This is a genomic window from Janthinobacterium sp. BJB401, from assembly GCF_013372745.1.
Taxonomy (GTDB): domain Bacteria; phylum Pseudomonadota; class Gammaproteobacteria; order Burkholderiales; family Burkholderiaceae_D; genus Janthinobacterium; species Janthinobacterium rivuli.
Window position 1 is genome coordinate 1 of the sequence record NZ_JABXFH010000127.1, and the last position, 542, is coordinate 542.

The 542-nt window shown below is 61.4% G+C and carries 1 protein-coding gene; it reads left to right on the forward strand.

Annotated elements, in window-relative coordinates:
* Positions 1 to 15: 15 nt before the first annotated feature.
* Positions 16 to 542, forward strand: a 527-nt coding sequence (locus HWE17_RS28475) for an IS1595 family transposase (protein WP_255206440.1), incomplete at its 3' end; no start/stop codon positions are given.

Here is a 542-nt window from a genome sequence, read left to right on the forward strand (position 1 = left end):
GATGTGACCGTCACGCTGCTTGAAAACGCTACGCAAGCACGCCTGGGCTGTCCCGCCTGCCAATCGTGTCACCTGCACCGGCATGGCCATGCGCACGGCCTGCAGCGCTACCGCTGTGTATCCTGTGGACGCACATTCAATGCCTTGACGGGCACGCCGCTGGCGCACTTGCGCCATAAATCGCTGTGGCTCGACTATGCGGATTGCCTGCTTGATTCCAGGTCAGTACGCCAGGCCGCTCAGCAGTTGGGACTGCACCGCAACACCACGTTTCGCTGGCGACACCGTTTTCTCAGCGTAGCAAAGACGGATCGGCCGCATTGTCTGCATGGCATTGCCGAGGCCGATGAACTCTACGTGCTGGAATCAGAAAAGGGATCCAGGCAGATGACGCGTCCGGCGCGCCGCCGTGGCGGCCATGCCCATCAGCGCGGCATTTCCAATGAACAGGTTTGCATCCTGGTGGCGCGCGACCGTACGGGCCAGACCCTCGATTTCGTCACGGGCAAAGGGGCGTTGACGAAGGCACAGCTGCATCATTC